Below are 15243 nucleotides of genomic sequence, written 5' to 3' on the forward strand. Positions count from 1 at the left end.
GCAATGAGAAGGGTAGCTATCGCCGTCGCAGCAGCCGCGCTGGGGTGCGTACTCGCGGCGGCGTTGGCGTGGTCCGGTCTGCCACGGCACGCCGCGGCAACTGCGACGGCGCCTGTTTGGACCGAGGTGGCCTGGCCCTTCCCGATCGATCAGTGGGGCAAGGGCAAGGCGTTCCGCTGCAAGGCGGCCGACTGCGGCGCCGAGGTGAGCCTTTATCTGCGTGCCAAGATCGGGTTCTGCAATTGCACGACCGGCGTCGCGGATGATGAAGATCTGGATCGCATGGGAGATCTCGTTCTCGTCGGCGACGTTGCGCCGCTCGGCGCCGGTCGTCCGATCAACATTGCGTGGATGAAAGGCCGCAGCCGCGCCTACGCGCTCAACGCGCGCAATCCGCCCGGCAAAACGGCGATATCGGTCGTCTTCAACGAACGCTGCGACATGATCGCCGCAACCGCTGTGCTCGGCCACGACCGGCCGGCGGCGACCGAGCCCAGCGTGATCGAATTCCTCAACGGCGATAGGGTGATGCGCTGGGCCGAGATCACGCTTGGCCTCTGATGCGCGTGCATGCAGGACTGTCCAAACGGGATGGAGACGGCAAATGGACATTCGCGCCGCACTGAAGGAGCTGTGTGAAGCCTTCAACGCGCACGATCTCGATCGCATCATGGCATGCTTTTCTGACGATTGCGTGCTGGAGATGCCGAGGGGAAGCAGCCCGTGGGGCTCCCGTTTCGAGGGCAAGCGGAATGTACGGGAAGCGCTGGCGACACGCTTTGAGGGCTTGCCCGACGTCCATTACGGCAACGATGCGCATTTTGTGGATGCGGCTGCCGACACCGGCATCTCGAAATGGACCCTCACGGGCACCACCCGCGAGGGCACGCGAAAGGAAGTCCAGGGCTGCGACTTCTATACGTTCCGCGACGGCAAGGTGATCCGCAAGGACTCGTACTGGAAAATCGTGGATTGAGAGACGGTTTGGGCACTTCTCGGACCTCATGCGGCGTGCGCAGGATGCCCTGAGGGGGTTCCCTTCCCGTTATTTGGCAATGTGAGCAATTTTGACCAGCGAGTCGGTGTTGCGACGCGGCATGATGGTATCGTCACCCCACATCGGAAGATCAGGCAGATGAGATGGGCCCGCGAGCTTGTGGAAAATAACTCCGTCGAAACCAAACGCTACACGATGGCGGAGCTTTACGAACTGCGCCGGCTGCTTATCAGGCACTCGCGCTCCATGTCGCCCGGGCCCGCCCGCAATGAGCACCGGCAGATAGCGGCTTCGATGCGCTCGCTCGCCTGCGACAAAAAGTGGCTGGCCGCCCATGCCGTGGATGACCATAAGTAGGGTCGCCTCGGACGTAGTTAAATTCCGGACCGCTACGGCCAAAACGGCTAAGGTAGATGTCCTGCCACGGGACCAAACCGGATATGGCCAACAACACCAATCAGGCTGCCTTTGATCCCAAGGCGTTTCTCGCCATCGTGGGCGAGGGCAAGACTATCCTTGAATTTCAAAAGGATCAGGTCGTCTTCGCCCAGGGCGACGCGGCAGACACCGTCTTTTATATTCAAAGCGGCCGGGTCAAGGTTGTTGTCATATCCGAGCAGGGCAAAGAGGCGGTGGTGGGGATTTTTGGACCCGGCCAGTTCTTTGGCGAAGGCTGCATGAACGGCCATTCGGTGCGGATCGCGACCACGACCGCGATGGAAGACTGCCTGGTTACCGGTATCACGAAGGCAGCGATGCTTGCGGCCCTTCACGATCAACCGACGTTTTCCGAGATGTTCATGGCCTATTTGTTGACCCGCAACAGCCGCATTGAGGAAGACCTGATCGATCAGCTCTTCAACTCCAGCGAAAAGCGGTTGGCGCGCCTGCTGCTTCTGCTGGCGAATTTCGGCAAGGAAGGCAGTCCCCAGCCGATCACTCCAAATATCAGCCAGGAGACCCTGGCCGAGATGATCGGCACCACCCGGTCCCGGGTGAGCTTCTTCATGAACAAATTCCGCAAGCTCGGGTTCATCAGCTACAACGGAAAAATTGAGGTCAATAGTTCATTGTTGAATGCGGTCCTGTACGACAAACCCGAGATCAAGCGCGAACCGTAACGATCGAGCGCGTCGCTTCAACGGACCTCTTCACGCCCCTGAATACGTCACGACAAGTGCGGCGACTGCCAGAATGCAGCTCACGATCAGCACCAGGAGAACCGGTCTGCCCAACAGACCTCCTCTTGCCTCCACCGCCGTCTCGACGATTTGCTTTCCATCTTTATGCATCGAACTCTCCTGTGAGCGAACCAACCGCCGCCCCTCGCACAAGTTCCAGAAGCTTTCGGAACGTTCAACCTTGCCGGATTTCTGGTCCCTATAATTGGAAATGAGCAAAAGAGAACAGCGCCGCCGCCCCGAATGTGATCGGCTTGAAGCCGAACGTCGCTGTCCGCAACGGCGCCGTTCCCAGACGTGGCCCCGGCGTGACCAGCCCCCAAGCCCAAGCGCCGGGGTCATTCTGTCCAAATTCACCACGCTCGACCGTGAACGCGAGACGACGTCGCGCCGCGGCCTCGTTGATTTCTGGTGATCGCAATGGCGATGTGATCGGCCGGCGCGCCGCGATGAGAGCGGCCCCAGCCCGGGGCTGGCTTCCTGCTGGGGCCGGTCTGTGAGAACCGGGCGCAGCCGAATGGCGCGCCCGTCCTTTGCAAATGTCAGCACATCCCGGCCTCTGGCGCTGCTCAATTTTGACCACAATGCGAAACAGATGTGCCGGGTCCTGATTGGGACGGCCCCGGACGCGACGTTTGTGCATCGCTGTTTGAAAGGCGCTCCAACTCGTTAACTTTCGGAATGTGAGCAAAATGGAGCAGACGGGGGACCGGGGGAGTGCCAAGCTGGTTCCATCACCGGCCCGCTTCGGCATCTACCGGTGACTGAGAGTTCTGGAACGCTCCCGCCCCATGCAGGGAAGCATCATGACATCATCCCAACAATTTCTGCTCGCGATCGAAGGTGGTCGGATGGCTCGGGGGAGAACTCAGAACACCGAACTGAGGTAACGTCCATGCTCCAAAGACAAAGCCAGGGTCCACAATGCACGGCTTGCGGTTCTCCGATGAAGTTGACCGCTATCGAACCGAGCGATACGGGCCAGGACCTGCGAACGTTTACTTGCCCGCATTGCAGGAGGATTCAACGGCACATCATCGAAAGCGCGGTGACTGATGCATGGTTGGATCGCGGCGGATTGGTGGCCTGATGTATCGGCGCAACGAGTGCATCGCCAAAGCGTCAACCTGTCGTGAGAACGCGCACGGGGATCCAACACGTCATGACTACTGGATCGACGAAGCAATCGTATGGCATCAACGCGCCATCGACGCCCGTCGCGAATACGCGGCCATCCCGTTCAATCGAGCATTCACCATGCAAAAATTCTTTTTTGATATGAAAGACGGCGTCCCGATGCGAGACCGCATCGGCATCGAGTTCAACACCAATGCTGAAGCGATCAGCCACTGCAAGGAGATCGCGCAGGACTTCCGCGACAACAGCCTGCGGGACGACCAGGACCTTGAGATATTGGTTGTCAACGAAAGCGGAAAAGAGATTTATCGCGAGTTCGTTCACCGCGAACCGGAATGAGGAGGATCGACTGCCCCTGCCCGCTTTGAATAGATTGGTCCAATGATGTTGACTAACTCAACTCTCGAGTTCGAGCGCTTGCTGGGCAAGGCCGTGCTCGCATTGTGGCCGGAGCTTCCTCGCGACGTGCAAGAGAACCTGTTCGAAGCCGCTGTGGCCGGTGACATTGTAGTCGGAAAACATCTGGCGTCGTACCTGCACGACCACCATCCGAAAACGACGCATCCCGAAACGCCGACGCGGTTAGCGTAATGAGGGTGTCACGGGCCGCTACGAGGCCAAGGCTGCGATTCCGGCAGCAATCCGATTTCTGCCCGGTGTGGTTAGGCGCAACTTGCCGGCGATATCGGCCATGTAGCCTAACGCGATCAGTCGGGCGCTGTGTTCGGCAGGGATGACCGCCGGACGGTCATTTACGGCGGTATGGCCAACCGCAAGCAGCGATGCGAATTCTTGATGGGTCAGCATTGTCGCCTCCAGGTCATGGTCTGAGTATGGCCTGCTTCGGCAACACCGCATGGTCAATTTGGCTCAGTCGGAAAAAATGAATCCGAAAAAATTGAATCCGTCAGTCCCCATTTTAGAGAGCGAAGTTCTAAGCGCCCACGTCCGAGTCTGCTCCTAGCACCGAGCCCGGGCACTTCACATCGCCGTGGACAACTTATGGATCGCAAAGAAGCCGCACATAAGCCTGACTGGAGGCAAAGCCTGTCGCGTGGAGGATTCGCCATGGCTTCCAGATTCGTGATCGGTGACAAGGTCCATCAAGCATTCAGCAACCACGCCGAGGGAACGGTCGTTGCGATATTCAAGGATCAGGCCGGGGGGCTCCGGTATGCGGTTGAAATGTTCGGCCACCGCACCATTCAGATCGCAAGCGAAGGCAGCTTGGTCGCCCGCGACGATTGAGTCGTCCAACTGACCCGGCTTTGGGACGGCTATAAGTCGGCGTTCGCTGATCAATGTCGCTCTGTCTGGAAAATCAATCCTGCCTTTGTCAGGGGATTCCGGGAACCTTAGCCATAACGGTCTGTTGGTTTCGACCAATCCGACCAGATCCCCTCTTCGACCTTTCGGCTGGGCAGCGTGGACTACGGCCATAGAGTTATGGCGAGGTCGGGCGGAGAAATCCGGCAACCTTGGTAACCCGCACGCTGAATAGATGCTGCAGCATCGTCCCCAGCCGATTCAAAATCCGTTGAGAAGCAGGAAAATACGAAGCCGCGCCTACTCTTGCAATCGATGCACATGATGGAACACGTTTATTATCGATGACGATGGCCTCCGCCAGGTTGACGGATCGCAGGGCTGCGATGTCGTCGAGCAGAGTAATGTCTACACAGCTCTGACCAGGGCGCGGTTTGGACAATTCAAACTCTGCCTTTAACGTCTTGAACTGAGCTGGCGGCGTCGACCGGGAGGATTGAACAAGGCTTCCGAGGTCGAAAGAGGCAACCATGAAAATCGCGCGTCCACCGCCGAGCTGTACCCATTTCCAAACCACGGAGCTGCCGTGCGCCACATGCGGCAGGCCGATGAAGCTGACCCTCATCGAACCAAGCGGCTCCCACATCGAACTGCGCACGTTCGAATGCGCGGGGTGCGACACAGGCGCCAGCTTTTTGATGGCTGTTTAGGCGGCGTCAACTCGTGGCCACTTCAACCCGACGGGCACCAAAGGTCTGTCCCGCCCGCTTAATCGCGGGTCATGGCGATCAGCTTGAAGTCCTTGTCGAGCTTGATGTCGAACTGCCCATCCCTGCATTTGGCGTCATCGACTTCAAAGTAGCTGCTGGCCTCGGTTTCCTTTTCCATCTTGCCGCCCGTGCAGCCAAGGCCTTCCAGGACAGCCTTGATCTTCTCGGCCTCGGCCGGTGTCACGGGGGTGTCAGCAAGCGCAAAGGTGCTGCTTGCAAGTGCAGCAGCGAACGCCGTCACGAACAGCTTCATCGGTGCGTTCTCCAGTTGAGAAAACGAAACCAGCCTGACCCAGGTTTGTTCCAAAAACAAGCGCGCCAGGAGGAACCCACATGCGCGCCCGGGAGCTCGCTCGCGATGCTGCGCGCGTGTTATCGTCCCAAAAAACCAACCTGAAAGGGAGCAAGTAATGCGCGGACGGCGTGTAGTGATGGATTCGCTGGTGTCGAACGGCGTGAGCCACATCTTCGGCAATCCCGGGACGACAGAAACGCCGTTGCTGGACAGTCTGGTGAGCTATCCGCAGATCGAATATGTCATGACCCTCCATGAGGGCGTGGCGGTCGGCGCGGCGAGTTTCCATGCACAGGCCACCGGCCGCGCTTCGGTTGCCAATCTCCACGTAGCTCCCGGGCTCGGCAATGCCATCGGCGCGATCTACGGCGCGCTCAAGGCCAATTCGCCCCTCGTCGTGACCGCCGGCCAGCAGGATACGCGCATGCGGCTGGCCAACCCGGTGCTGGGCCACGACCTCGTCGCCATGGCCGCGCCGGTCACCAAATGGAGCGTGCAGGTGGAACGTGCGGATGAGCTCGCGCCCGTGCTGCGGCGCGCTTTCAAGGTCGCGACCGATGCGCCCAGGGGACCGGTTTTCGTCTCGCTTCCGATCAACGTGCTGGAGCAGGAAACCAATATCGAGGCGATCGCCTCAGATAAATTGTGGCGTTCGCCACAGCCGGACCCCGCAGGTATCGAGGAATTGGCCTCGCTTCTCCTGAAATCAGAGCGGCCCACCATCGTTGCCGGCGATGACGTGGCCCGATCAGAGGCCTCTCAAGCGCTCGTCGCACTGGCGGAGGCGATCGGCGCGCCGGTTTGGTTCGAAGGGTTGCGCGCCCATGCGCCGTTTCCGACCAGCCATCCGAACTACCGCCAATCGCTCCCGGCCGACGCTGCGCAGGTTCGCAAAGCCCTGTCGGATACCGATCTCGTCCTGCTGCTGGGAGGTCCGTTCTTCGAGGACATCTGGCATGCGGAAGGCAGCCATTTCCCCGACGGCGCCGTCGTCGTCCAGATCGAGGAATCGCCCGAGCGTCTGGCGTTCAATCACCGCCTCGACGGCGGCATCGTCGGCGCCATGGCGGCCAGCATCGGCTCGCTGACGAAGACCATAAGCAGCCGGCAAAACGCCGAATTCAAGCTCGCCGCAGTGCGCCGCAATCAGGCGCTCGCCGAGTTGAGCGCCCGCGATCGGGAGGCGCACCGGGCGCGGCTCGAGAAAGCCTGGAACCGCGAGCCGAGCTCGATGGCGCGAGTGACGGCCGAGCTCCGGCGGGGGCTGCCTGATAATGTCGTCATCGTGGACGAAAGCATCACCGCCAGCCTCGACATGGCGCGGTCGTTCGATTATCGCGGCTTCGGTGATTATTTCGGCGGGCGCGGCGGCGGCATCGGTCAGGGATTTTCCGGCGCGATCGGGGTGAAGGTCGCGATGCCGGATCGCCCGGTGGTCGCCGTCTCCGGCGACGGCTCGGCGATGTACAGCATTCAGGCGCTGTGGACCGCCGCCCACCACAAGCTCGCGATCGTGTTCGTCATTCTTTCAAACCGGCAATATCGCATCCTCAAGCACAACGTCGACGTCTGGCGTCAGAACTTCGAGGCGGGAACGCAGCATCCCTATCAGCAGATGGACCTGACGGGCCCGGACCTCGATTTCGTTCATCTGGCGGCCGGCATGGGCGTCGAAGGCGTCAGGGTCGAAAAGGCCGACGACATTGCCGCGGTCATCGAGCGTGCCGTGGCGGGAAATCGTCCCTATCTGGTCGAGATCGCCATCGAAGGTAAGCGGTGAGCGGAGGTTATCTGCTGTGCTCGAGCATAATGAAATTGTTTGAACCGGTCAGGCGGCAAGCTCGGTGCACCTCTCCCGCTTGCGGGGGAGGTCGACGCGCGAAGCGCGGCGGGTGGGGGCTCTCTCCACTTGGAAAGCGCGTCGTGTGGATAGACCCCCACCCCAGCCCTCCCCCGCAAGCGGGAGAGGGAGCGCAGTCCCTTCGCGGCTGCTATCTGATCTAAACTCCTCCCGCTTTAGCGCACAGCCGGCGGCTTCTGCACCGTCGGCGCGGCGGCAGCGAGAATATCCGCGCGAACGCCCGTCCGCGGCGGATAGATCCGCTGCCGGTTGATGATCTGTTTTGTCGCCTTGGCGGCGGCGCCGGAGGCGTGCAGCTGGCGATCCCATCCGACGGTGTGCAGCGCGCCCCAGGCGCCGAGATCGAGCACGGTGACATACCAATCGATGTCAAGCGGAAGCATCGCTTGCCCGAGCAGATCAGCCACAACGTTGTTTCCGGCAAAGCGGCCCATCGGCCGTGCGAACTGGCAGGACATCACGGTGGCATGTTCGCCGTCCACGATGCAGGAAGCCACATCGCCGGCGGCGAAGATGTTTGTCGCACCGGTGAGGCGCATGAACTGATCCACATGGAGGCGGCCAAGCCGATCGCGCTCGACATAAATCGTTTGCGCCACCGGGCTTGCCCTCATCCCCCCGCACCACACCACCGTCCGCGTCGGGATGACTTCGCCGGAGCTCAGCGCGACGGTATTCGCATCGACCGCCGTGACCCTTGCGTTGAGCCGCGTTTCCACACCCAGCGCCGCCAGTGCATCACTGACGATCGGGCGCGCTTGTTCTCCGAGCGTCACGCCCACAATGGGATTTGGATCGACGAGAATAATGCGTCGCCCGCCGGAGAGACCTGCCTTTTCAAGCTTGCCCGGCATCTCGGTCGCGACTTCGATGCCGGTAAATCCGGCGCCGACGACGACCACCGTCGCGCGGCCTTCGGCATCCGCCTGCCCGCCCAACGCGGCGAGGTGCGCCTCGAGCCGGACGGCCGCCGCATAACTATCCACGTCGAAGCCGTATTCCGCCAGCCCCGGCACCGCGGGGCGCGCGAGCTGGCTGCCGAGCGTCAGCACCAGCCGATCGTATGCGATGACCTCGCTGCCGCTATTCGTGGTGACGCTCACCTGCTGCCGGGCGGGATCGACCGCCCTCACCTCGGCAACCCTGTGATCGACGCCTACCGGGTCGAGCAGTTCGGCCAGCCGTATCGCCGCCTCGCCGATGTCGACCTCGTAATTGCGAACCCTGATGTTGTGGTAGGGGTTGCGGTCGACGACCAGTATCTCGACATCCGCCGCCGGCGCGCCGATCTCGTCACGCTTGCGCGCAGCACCCAGGGCGGCCCACAGCCCCGCAAATCCAGCACCAAGGACAACAATGCGCGTCATGTGATTTTTCCGGACGTTCGGTGGAAGCTAACCGTGTGAGCGGACCGGAATCAAGCCAAGTGCGCGCCGCCCAGACTTGGCAAGCTTCACCTGCAAATCCAAATTCGCTTGTGTGATATCTGGTTGAGGCAGCCGATTACCGCATCCTGAGGCCGGGCTACGCGGTTTTGACTTCCGCATACCGCGGCAAATTGGTAGGGTTTCCGTCAAACCTGCTCACCGGGAAGTCGATGAAGCCGATCACGCCACGTTAACGTGAGGTGATGCGCAAATGGTCCCGAAAACCCAATACGCAAAGAGCGGTGATGTTCGCATCGCCTATCAGGTCGTCGGCGAAGGGCCGTTCGACCTCGTGTTCGTTCCTGGTTTCATTTCGAACCTCGATGTTGCCTGGGAAGAGCCTTATCGGGCGCGGGTTTGGACCCGCCTGGCGGCCTTCGCCCGCCTGATCATGTTCGACAAGCGCGGCACCGGGCTTTCCGACAGAACGGTTGGTGTGCCAACCCTCGAAGAGCGCATGGACGATGTTCGCGCGGTCATGGACGCCGTGGGCTCGCAACAGGCTGCCCTGTTCGGCATCTCCGAAGGTGGCGCGATGTCAGTCCTGTTCGCGGCAACCTATCCGGAGCGTACCCGAGCGTTGGTCCTTTACGGCACATATGGCCACTTTCTCTCGTGGGTTATACCTCCGGACAGGATCGATGCCGCCCTGGATCGCCTGGAGAAAAATTGGGGCACCGGCGAGAGCCTCCGTTTGTTCGCCCCCAGTGTGGCATCAGATGAGACGTTCAAGCTGTCATGGGCCCGTTTTGAACGTCTGGGCGCAAGCCCCTCCGCAGTTGTCGCGCTTATGCGAATGAACAGCGAAATCGATGTGCGTCCAATCCTTCCGTCGATCCGAGTGCCGACGTTCATCATACATCGACAAGGGGACGTTCGCGTCAACGTTGAAGCGGGGCGGTTCATGGCCCGGCAAATCCCAAACGCGAAATATCTCGAGTTGCCCGGCAGCGATCACATGTTGTGGACTGGCGCGACAGAACGGATATTGGATGAGGTCGAAGAATTTCTGACAGGCTCGCGGTCGGCAATCGAATCTGATCGCGTGCTCGCGACGGTTCTGTTCACTGACATTGTGAACTCAACCAAGCGCGCCGAGACGATCGGAGATCGTGCATGGCACGACGTGCTTGATCGGCACAACGCGCTCGTGCGGCGGGAGATCTCGCGACATAGAGGGCATGAGGTGCGAACAATGGGAGACGGCTTCCTGGCAACCTTTGACGGGCCGGCTCGGTCAATCCGGTGCGCTCTGGCGATCAATGAAGGCGTCGAAGCTCTTGGACTGCAGGTAAGGGCCGGCCTTCACACCGGCGAGGTCGAAATGGCCGATGATGATCTGAGCGGCATTGCGGTCCACATTGCATCGCGCGTCGCGACGATGGCAAAGCCCGGGCAGGTTCTGGTGTCGAATACAGTCCGTGACCTTGTCGCCGGATCAAACATCAGGTTTCATGACGAAGGTAGCCATTCCCTGAAAGGCATCACAGAAAGGGTCAGATTGTTCGCGGCGGAACGTTAGTGGTGCAAGGCGGACTGCGTCGCTATAGGCGGAAGGCTTCTTACTTTGAAGGAGGCATCCAATGTTCGCGACAATCAAATGGAACTCCCGGTATAGCGTTCGCGAACGGGTGACGGACGGGAACGAGCAAAGCCGTCAAATGATGAAAACATCTGGCGGCTTTGCCGCGACCTGATGCCCGGGCATGCGGTATGCACTTCCGAGCGAGACAATCCACGCTGTCGTAGCGGTTTGGCAAAGCTTGTTAAGCTGAACATCGGTGCTGCAGGTTATTTCTGGAACCACCTTGGCCTACGGGGCGGCGTCCCGCGCTTGGGTCTATTGCGCCGGCTCGCTGAGTGGTTTGCCCTTGTCCACAATGTGCACCGTCAGCATTCTTAGGACTTTGTCTCCCGCTACCTTGAAGCCGGCATGCGGAACGTCGCGCGCGTTAATCACCGCTGCGCCGGTCGGGAATGGGCGTTCCTTTCCGTCGGGTAGCTGCAGGGTGGCGCCTTCCAACACGTAAACAGCTTCCTCGCCGTGATGGGTATGCCTGGCCAAAGTATCACCTGGTTTCAATTCCACAAAGCTGACGATGATTTCCATGTTAGTGCCGGTTAAATCGGCCTTTTTCAATTCGGTCCGAGCGGTTTGGGCATTGGCCGTTGCGGCGAGAGCGAAAAAGAGAGCTAAAGCCAATCGAAACATTGGACGCCTCCTTTAAATGCCTTTGTGTAGTCGATCACCTCGCGCCAGCTCGGACGCGGGTCGACCCAACGCACGCTACCGCACTTCGAGTACTTTGAGTGAGTGAAACGCGCGCGGGCGTTTTCATGCAGAGGCCCAAACCGACACTGAAGGCTCACGCCGGAAGTCATTCACCTGCGCTCGGCGGACCTGCGTCGCCCCGCGCGCAAGAGCAATTTGGATACGGCGACTGCGACAAATCAACCCGACGGGCAAATCAGTTCTGATTTACGGAAATCATGTCAAGTCAAAAATTTACGAAAATCAAAAATGTTTCCCTTCCCTTCGACCCAAATCAGCGGCACATTCTCGCCCATCCCGCCCCACTCAGAGGGCGTTGGCCATCGTCACAACGAGGGGCGGGTCGCGATGGACGCCTGGTTCACGTCTGACGACGGCGTGGATTAAGCGTACGGCAAAACCGTGTGGTCCTGGCGCCCGTTGCAGGCGTCAAGCTGTCGGAGAAGCGTGAGCGGAAACGGCAGCGACGGAGTCACCTAAGAACTCGTCTCCGGGGAGAGCACGGCATAAGCCGTAAAGCCATTGCGCAGGGAATGTCGGAGTGCCTCCGCTGCCCTGTATGCTCGTGTGCAGCTTTGCACTATTCGCACACGAGACCGCGGGTGCAGCGCGCACCCGGCATTCCCTGCGCCCTCTGAATCCTCGGAGGGTCCAACGGACGCAAAACCTCGGGCGTATCGCGCCGCGAGAACGCGTACACATATTCAGGTGTCATCGCCCGGCTTTGACCGGGCGACCCAGTATTCCAGAGACGCCGATGATAGAACCGAGAAGCCGCGGCGTACTGGATCCCCCGCATGCGCGGGGGATGACAGAATCGTATGGAGACGCACCATCCCTGCCCTTGCCTGCGAAGACCAATCCGGACCTGGGCACGCCGCGAGAATTCGGATTCACATCCCCTCGCTGTTCGATATTCGAGTCCGAATCACACAGCCGCATGGTCGGTCGGGCTCGACCTCCCGACCCCTGTATTCCAGCCGGGACCACGACGGGCCCGCTTGCCGAGCGAAGGGAAACACCATGAACAACGGACAATATGACAGAACGGCATTCTGTTCGCCCAAGCCCTTGACCAACGGCGGATTCATCGGTTGAGATGCGGCCATGTTCCGGGGCAAATCCATCCTGCTGATCCTTGCGCTCACGGCGCCCTCGCTGGCGTCGGCGCAGACCATCAGCTTTGGCGAGGGGGCAGCCATCCTCGGCAAGAGCTGCGCCCCTGACATCACCGCCAATTGCCGCGGCGTCAATATCGACTCCACCCGCCTGAAGGAGTGTCTCTACCGCAACCAGGACGTGATGTCGGCGGCGTGCAAGACCGATTATCCCCGGGCGTTCGATGCGATCCAGAAACGCATCGCGGCGCGCGCCACCGTCGGGCGGGAATGCGAGTTCGAAGTCGTCAAGAAATGCGGCGGCAAGGGACGCGAGGTGTTCAAATCCCTGGCTTGCCTGCTGGCGTTGCCGACCGTGAGCGCGCGATGCACCAAGTCCATCGCCGATGTCGGCTACCGGGCGCAGGACGACGTCGCAACCAAGCTCAGCGGGCTGGAAACGCCGCTTGAGCTGGACATCCCCGCGCTGCGCCAGCAGGTCCTCGAGCGCTCGAAACAGCGGGGCAAGAACGAGCCGCCGCCGAACAAAAGGCCGCCGATCGCGCCCGAACTGAACAAGCTGCCGAGCTTCAATGTCGACATCCAGTTCGATACCGACACCCCGATCGTGAAGCCGGAATCCTATCAGACCATCGGACGGCTGGCCGATACGCTGGTTAATTCCGCACTGCTGAACTACACCTTCCTGATCGTCGGCCATGTCGAATCGACCGGCCGGCGCGACCACAACGTCTTCCTCAGCCAGCGCCGCGCCGACGCGATCCGCGACATCCTGGTCAACACCTTCAAGATCTCGGCAAAGCGGCTGCAGTCGGTCGGACTCGGCGAGGAACAGCTGCTCGATCCCGCCCGTCCCAACGGACCCGTCAACGCGCAGACGCAGATCATGACGCTGGCGAAAGTGCCCGAGCAGGCCGAGCCGGCCGCGGCGGCAAAAGGCGCGGCCGCGAAAAAGCCGGCCAAGAAAAAGCAGTAGCAAGAGATAATAATTCTATTCGCCGATTGCGAAACGATCAGCGCATTCCTATCTCTGAGTTCCCGCTGCCCCCGCCCGCGCTAGCGCGGCCGCAGCGCCGTGCCACAATTTCAGATCAGACTGCGACCATGCTCTCCATGTCCCCGATCATTTCCGTCGCCAACCTGTCCAAGACCTATGGTTCGGGCTTCAAGGCGCTGAACGGCATCAACCTGGATATCCGTCGCGGCGAGATTTTCGCGCTGCTGGGCCCGAACGGCGCCGGCAAGACCACGCTGATATCAATCATCTGCGGCATCGCGAACTTGAGCGAAGGCCGCGTCACCGTCGACGGCCACGACATCAACAGGGATTACCGCGCCGCGCGCTCGCTGATCGGGCTGGTGCCGCAGGAACTGCACACCGACTCCTTTGAAACGGTGTGGGCGACCGTCAGCTTCAGCCGCGGCCTGTTCGGCAAGCCGAAGAATCCGGCCCATATCGAAAAGGTGCTGAAGGACCTGTCGCTGTGGGACAAGAAGGACTCCAAGATCATCACGCTTTCCGGCGGCATGAAGCGCCGTGTGATGATTGCGAAGGCGCTGTCGCACGAGCCGCAGATCCTGTTCCTCGACGAGCCGACCGCGGGCGTCGACGTCGAACTGCGCAAGGGCATGTGGGAAGTGGTGCGCGCACTGCAGGTCGCCGGCGTCACCATCATCCTGACCACGCATTACATCGAAGAGGCCGAAGAGATGGCCGACCGCATCGGCGTCATCAACAAGGGCGAGATCATCCTGGTCGAGGACAAGGCCGGTCTGATGCAAAAACTCGGCAAGAAGCATCTCAAGCTGTATCTGCAGAGCAAGGTCGAGGCGATCCCGCCAGCGCTTGCCGCCTACAATCTCGAACTGTCGGGGGACGGCCGCGAGATAACCTATAATTACGACACCAAGGGCGATCGCACCGGCATCACCAGCCTGCTGAGCGACCTCCGCAACGCCGGCATCCGCATCTCCGACCTCGACACCACGCAATCGTCGCTGGAAGACATCTTCGTCAGCCTGGTGAGGGCACCATGAACTGGCGCGCGGTTCAGGCCATCTACCTGTTCGAAATGGCGCGCACCTGGCGCACGCTGCTGCAGAGCATCGTCTCGCCGGTGGTTTCCACCTCGCTGTATTTCGTGGTGTTCGGCGCCGCGATCGGCTCGCGCATCACCGAGGTCGACGGCGTCAGCTACGGCACCTTCATCGTGCCGGGGCTGGTGATGCTGTCGGTCCTGACGCAGAGCATCGCCAACGCCTCGTTCGGCATCTACTTCCCGAAATTCGTCGGCACGATCTATGAACTGCTGTCGGCGCCGGTGTCGTATTTCGAGATCGTGCTGGGTTATGTCGGCGCCGCCGCCACCAAATCGATCATCCTCGGCCTGATCATCCTCGCCACCGCCGCCCTGTTCGTGCCGCTGCACATCATGCATCCATGGTGGATGCTGACCTTCCTGGTGCTGACGGCGGTGACCTTCAGCCTGTTCGGCTTCATCATCGGCATCTGGGCCGACGGTTTCGAAAAACTGCAGATGATCCCGATGCTGGTGGTGACGCCGCTGACCTTCCTCGGCGGCAGCTTCTACTCGGTGAGCATGCTCCCTTCGGGCTGGCGCACCATCACGCTGCTCAATCCGGTGGTCTATCTGATCTCCGGTTTCCGCTGGAGTTTTTACGAAATCGCCGACGTCAGCGTCGCCCTGAGCCTCGGCATGACGCTCGGATTCCTCGCGGTGTGCATGGTGATGGTGTGGTGGATCTTCAGGACAGGGTATCGGCTCAAGAATTGACGCGCGAAAGCGCGTCATCCCCGGGCGCGCTTAGCGCGAACCGGGGATCTCGAGATCCTGGGCTCGCCTCGTCGAGCCCGCGCGCTCGCGAAAAAGTCAGCACTATCAGCGTGATTCAGCCCCC

General features: G+C 60.7%; 18 protein-coding genes. 10 read left to right on the plus strand and 8 right to left on the minus strand.

The genetic code is table 11. The features are described 5' to 3' along the window. Positions 1-3: 3 nt before the first annotated feature. The gene (locus JQ641_RS35860) at positions 4-561 is read left to right on the plus strand and encodes a hypothetical protein (protein WP_212001673.1); all 558 of its coding nucleotides are present in this window, start codon (positions 4-6) and stop codon (positions 559-561) included. Between the two features lie 43 nt (positions 562-604). After that, complete coding sequence (locus tag JQ641_RS35865) at positions 605-976, plus strand: nuclear transport factor 2 family protein (RefSeq protein WP_212001675.1); 372 nt, start codon at positions 605-607, stop codon at positions 974-976. Positions 977-1045: 69 nt separating this feature from the next. Here JQ641_RS35865 and JQ641_RS35870 read toward each other — a convergent pair whose 3' ends face one another. Continuing rightward, on the minus strand, positions 1046-1348 hold the full coding sequence (locus JQ641_RS35870; protein ID WP_212001677.1) for a hypothetical protein: 303 nt from the start codon (positions 1346-1348) through the stop codon (positions 1046-1048). An 89-nt stretch (positions 1349-1437) separates the two neighbouring features. Between JQ641_RS35870 and JQ641_RS35875 the strand changes: the two genes are divergently transcribed. Then, positions 1438-2118, plus strand: a complete 681-nt coding sequence (locus JQ641_RS35875; RefSeq protein WP_212001679.1) for a Crp/Fnr family transcriptional regulator — start codon at positions 1438-1440, stop codon at positions 2116-2118. A gap of 30 nt (positions 2119-2148) precedes the next feature. Here the strand turns inward: JQ641_RS35875 and JQ641_RS35880 are convergent, their stop codons facing one another. Continuing rightward, positions 2149-2289: a hypothetical protein gene (locus JQ641_RS35880; RefSeq protein ID WP_212001681.1), complete on the minus strand. Its 141-nt coding sequence runs from the start codon at positions 2287-2289 to the stop codon at positions 2149-2151. 948 nt (positions 2290-3237) lie between these two features. On the opposite strand from JQ641_RS35880, the gene JQ641_RS38320 reads away from it, so the two are divergent. Beyond that, on the plus strand, positions 3238-3654 hold the full coding sequence (locus JQ641_RS38320; RefSeq protein ID WP_249151126.1) for a DUF6894 family protein: 417 nt from the start codon (positions 3238-3240) through the stop codon (positions 3652-3654). Positions 3655-3711: 57 nt separating this feature from the next. Here the strand turns inward: JQ641_RS38320 and JQ641_RS35890 are convergent, their stop codons facing one another. After that, positions 3712-3879, minus strand: coding sequence for a hypothetical protein (locus tag JQ641_RS35890; RefSeq protein ID WP_212001683.1), 168 nt, complete (start codon positions 3877-3879; stop codon positions 3712-3714). Between the two features lie 45 nt (positions 3880-3924). Then, entirely contained in the window at positions 3925-4122 is a 198-nt protein-coding gene (locus tag JQ641_RS35895; RefSeq protein ID WP_212001685.1) for a hypothetical protein, read from the minus strand. A gap of 195 nt (positions 4123-4317) precedes the next feature. Between JQ641_RS35895 and JQ641_RS35900 the strand changes: the two genes are divergently transcribed. Further along, a complete protein-coding gene (locus JQ641_RS35900) occupies positions 4318-4563 on the plus strand; it encodes a hypothetical protein (RefSeq protein ID WP_212001687.1) in 246 nt (81 codons plus the stop codon). Positions 4564-4759: 196 nt separating this feature from the next. On the opposite strand, the gene JQ641_RS35905 is transcribed toward JQ641_RS35900, so the two are convergent. After that, positions 4760-5206, minus strand: coding sequence for a hypothetical protein (locus tag JQ641_RS35905; protein WP_212001689.1), 447 nt, complete (start codon positions 5204-5206; stop codon positions 4760-4762). A 143-nt stretch (positions 5207-5349) separates the two neighbouring features. Beyond that, positions 5350-5604: a hypothetical protein gene (locus tag JQ641_RS35910; RefSeq protein ID WP_212001692.1), complete on the minus strand. Its 255-nt coding sequence runs from the start codon at positions 5602-5604 to the stop codon at positions 5350-5352. Positions 5605-5761: 157 nt separating this feature from the next. On the opposite strand from JQ641_RS35910, the gene JQ641_RS35915 reads away from it, so the two are divergent. Then, positions 5762-7426 (plus strand): thiamine pyrophosphate-binding protein, encoded by a 1665-nt coding sequence (locus JQ641_RS35915; protein ID WP_212001694.1) that lies wholly within the window; start codon positions 5762-5764, stop codon positions 7424-7426. Positions 7427-7662: 236 nt separating this feature from the next. Here the strand turns inward: JQ641_RS35915 and JQ641_RS35920 are convergent, their stop codons facing one another. Then, entirely contained in the window at positions 7663-8874 is a 1212-nt protein-coding gene (locus JQ641_RS35920; protein WP_212001696.1) for an NAD(P)/FAD-dependent oxidoreductase, read from the minus strand. Between the two features lie 271 nt (positions 8875-9145). On the opposite strand from JQ641_RS35920, the gene JQ641_RS35925 reads away from it, so the two are divergent. Beyond that, positions 9146-10456: an adenylate/guanylate cyclase domain-containing protein gene (locus tag JQ641_RS35925; RefSeq protein WP_212001698.1), complete on the plus strand. Its 1311-nt coding sequence runs from the start codon at positions 9146-9148 to the stop codon at positions 10454-10456. Positions 10457-10774: 318 nt separating this feature from the next. Here the strand turns inward: JQ641_RS35925 and JQ641_RS35930 are convergent, their stop codons facing one another. Continuing rightward, a complete protein-coding gene (locus JQ641_RS35930) occupies positions 10775-11146 on the minus strand; it encodes a cupin domain-containing protein (RefSeq protein ID WP_212001702.1) in 372 nt (123 codons plus the stop codon). A gap of 1524 nt (positions 11147-12670) precedes the next feature. Between JQ641_RS35930 and JQ641_RS35935 the strand changes: the two genes are divergently transcribed. The 3 genes from JQ641_RS35935 (at position 12671) to JQ641_RS35945 (ending at position 15119) form a co-directional block, all read left to right on the plus strand. Further along, entirely contained in the window at positions 12671-13300 is a 630-nt protein-coding gene (locus JQ641_RS35935) for an OmpA family protein (RefSeq protein WP_249151130.1), read from the plus strand. Positions 13301-13437: 137 nt separating this feature from the next. Then, positions 13438-14361: an ABC transporter ATP-binding protein gene (locus JQ641_RS35940; protein WP_212001733.1), complete on the plus strand. Its 924-nt coding sequence runs from the start codon at positions 13438-13440 to the stop codon at positions 14359-14361. Next, complete coding sequence (locus tag JQ641_RS35945) at positions 14358-15119, plus strand: ABC transporter permease (protein WP_192738047.1); 762 nt, start codon at positions 14358-14360, stop codon at positions 15117-15119. Before JQ641_RS35940 ends, JQ641_RS35945 begins: the two co-directional genes overlap by 4 nt. Positions 15120-15243: the final 124 nt, after the last annotated feature.

The sequence above is a fragment of the Bradyrhizobium sp. JYMT SZCCT0180 genome (assembly GCF_018130165.1).
In the GTDB taxonomy this organism is placed as follows: Bacteria; Pseudomonadota; Alphaproteobacteria; order Rhizobiales; family Xanthobacteraceae; genus Bradyrhizobium.

Coding starts and splice junctions, on each gene's coding strand:
- JQ641_RS35925 (WP_212001698.1), top strand. CDS start 9,146: ATGGTCCCGAAAACCCAATACGCAAAGAGCGGTGATGTTCGCATCGCC.
- JQ641_RS35940 (WP_212001733.1), top strand. CDS start 13,438: ATGTCCCCGATCATTTCCGTCGCCAACCTGTCCAAGACCTATGGTTCG.
- JQ641_RS35915 (WP_212001694.1), top strand. CDS start 5,762: ATGCGCGGACGGCGTGTAGTGATGGATTCGCTGGTGTCGAACGGCGTG.
- JQ641_RS35900 (WP_212001687.1), top strand. CDS start 4,318: ATGGATCGCAAAGAAGCCGCACATAAGCCTGACTGGAGGCAAAGCCTG.
- JQ641_RS35860 (WP_212001673.1), top strand. CDS start 4: ATGAGAAGGGTAGCTATCGCCGTCGCAGCAGCCGCGCTGGGGTGCGTA.
- JQ641_RS35865 (WP_212001675.1), top strand. CDS start 605: ATGGACATTCGCGCCGCACTGAAGGAGCTGTGTGAAGCCTTCAACGCG.
- JQ641_RS35890 (WP_212001683.1), bottom strand. CDS start 3,879: ATGCGTCGTTTTCGGATGGTGGTCGTGCAGGTACGACGCCAGATGTTT.
- JQ641_RS35875 (WP_212001679.1), top strand. CDS start 1,438: ATGGCCAACAACACCAATCAGGCTGCCTTTGATCCCAAGGCGTTTCTC.
- JQ641_RS35920 (WP_212001696.1), bottom strand. CDS start 8,874: ATGACGCGCATTGTTGTCCTTGGTGCTGGATTTGCGGGGCTGTGGGCC.
- JQ641_RS35945 (WP_192738047.1), top strand. CDS start 14,358: ATGAACTGGCGCGCGGTTCAGGCCATCTACCTGTTCGAAATGGCGCGC.
- JQ641_RS35905 (WP_212001689.1), bottom strand. CDS start 5,206: ATGAGGGTCAGCTTCATCGGCCTGCCGCATGTGGCGCACGGCAGCTCC.
- JQ641_RS35895 (WP_212001685.1), bottom strand. CDS start 4,122: ATGCTGACCCATCAAGAATTCGCATCGCTGCTTGCGGTTGGCCATACC.
- JQ641_RS35930 (WP_212001702.1), bottom strand. CDS start 11,146: ATGTTTCGATTGGCTTTAGCTCTCTTTTTCGCTCTCGCCGCAACGGCC.
- JQ641_RS38320 (WP_249151126.1), top strand. CDS start 3,238: ATGGTTGGATCGCGGCGGATTGGTGGCCTGATGTATCGGCGCAACGAG.
- JQ641_RS35880 (WP_212001681.1), bottom strand. CDS start 2,289: ATGCATAAAGATGGAAAGCAAATCGTCGAGACGGCGGTGGAGGCAAGA.
- JQ641_RS35910 (WP_212001692.1), bottom strand. CDS start 5,604: ATGAAGCTGTTCGTGACGGCGTTCGCTGCTGCACTTGCAAGCAGCACC.
- JQ641_RS35870 (WP_212001677.1), bottom strand. CDS start 1,348: ATGGTCATCCACGGCATGGGCGGCCAGCCACTTTTTGTCGCAGGCGAG.